Origin of the sequence: Corynebacterium frankenforstense (assembly GCF_030211955.1) — a bacterium.
Lineage (GTDB): Bacteria > Actinomycetota > Actinomycetes > Mycobacteriales > Mycobacteriaceae > Corynebacterium > Corynebacterium frankenforstense_A.
Genome location: NZ_JASODI010000040.1, coordinates 1 through 1,323, shown reverse-complemented (window position 1 = coordinate 1,323; position 1,323 = coordinate 1). Strand labels below are relative to the sequence as shown.

The window sequence follows — 1,323 nt, the reverse complement described above, 5'->3', positions numbered from 1 at the left end:
GTTCTGGTCGACGCTGAAGACCGAATTTTACGACCGGCAACACTGGCCTACCCGTGATGCTGCACGCGCGGGTGTCGCCCGCTGGATTGAAGTGGTCTACAACCGTCGACGGCGGCACTCCGCCCTCGGTATGGTCAGCCCCGTCGACTTCGAGCACCACATCACCCAGACCACCAACGAAGAAGAAACAGCTGCCTAACTATGAGGTAGCTCCACTACGTGTCCACCATTTGCGGGCAACCCCAACCTACGCCCCGCTGGTGGCCGGCATGTCCCGGATGAACTACCGCGTCTTCCTGCCGTTTTCCGTGTGCGGGGCGACGCTGTGGGGCGGCGGGGTCACGCTTCTGGGCGCGTGGCTGGGCCACTACGACTTCATCCGCGAGAACATCGAGCCGATCTTCCTGCTGATCGTCTTCGTCTCGATCCTGCCGGGCATCATCGGCGCGGCCAAGAAGTTCCTCGATGCCCGCCGTGCGGGTGCTGCGGCTGAGGCGCCGGAGGCCCCCGAGGCGGCGCCGGCGAGCTAGTCCCCGTCCGGGCGCCGTCCGGGCGCACGCGAAGGGCCCTGTCCGTTCCGCACGATGTGCGGTCCGGGCAGGGCCCTTCGGCGTTGTACTGCGGGGGCTAACCCGCCGGGTCCCGGCCCGGCTCACGGGGAGCCGGGCTCAGGTCGCGGCGCTTAGGCCTCCGGGTCGGTGGTGTCCTCGTCGGTGGCCTCCTCGGCCTCCGGGTCGGTCACCTCCTCCTCGGCGGCGGCGTCCTCGCCGTTGGCGTCCTCGGCCTCCGGCTGGGACGAGCCCTCGGACTCGTTCTCACCGGAGCCGATCGACTTCAGGTCGGAGGAGCCGGGGGAGCCGTAGCCGCCCTCCGGGGCACAGGCGTTCAGCATGATGCCGCCGATGGCCAGGCCGGCGAGCAGGAGGCCGATGCCGCCGACAGCGGCGCGGACCTCAGGACGGGCCATCTGAGCGTTGAACTCCTCGGCCATGCGGGCCAGCTCCGGGTTGAAGAGACCGGCCTCCTGCTGGAGGCGGGTGTTCAGCTCGCGGATCTGGGGCTCAATCTGAGCCTGCCACTGGGAGACACCGGGCAGGTTGACCTGGCCGGCCAGGCCCAGCGGGGCCAGGAGCAGCAGCGGGAGACCCAGGCCGACACCGGCGGCGATGCACTTGCCGATGTCAGCCGGCTCGGAGGAGCCGTTGTCACCAGGCTCGCCGTTGTCGTCAGAAGGCTTGCTGTTCGGATCCTTGGGATCAGAACCCTTCTCCTTCTCCTGCTCGTCGGTGTAACCGTCGTCGTCGTCATCCTCATCAGTGACGT

General features: G+C 68.4%; 3 protein-coding genes. 2 read left to right on the top strand and 1 reads right to left on the bottom strand.

Features of this window, described 5'->3' with window-relative positions:
* Window positions 1–199, top strand: a 199-nt coding sequence (locus QP119_RS11440; RefSeq protein ID WP_423777809.1) for an integrase core domain-containing protein, incomplete at its 5' end; no start/stop codon positions are given.
* A 31-nt stretch (window positions 200–230) separates the two neighbouring features.
* Window positions 231–530, top strand: coding sequence for a hypothetical protein (locus tag QP119_RS11435; RefSeq protein WP_284776290.1), 300 nt, complete (start codon window positions 231–233; stop codon window positions 528–530).
* Window positions 531–682: 152 nt separating this feature from the next.
* On the opposite strand, the gene QP119_RS11430 is transcribed toward QP119_RS11435, so the two are convergent.
* Window positions 683–1,323 (bottom strand): hypothetical protein (locus tag QP119_RS11430; RefSeq protein ID WP_284776289.1); only part of this gene is annotated, 641 nt, incomplete at its 5' end.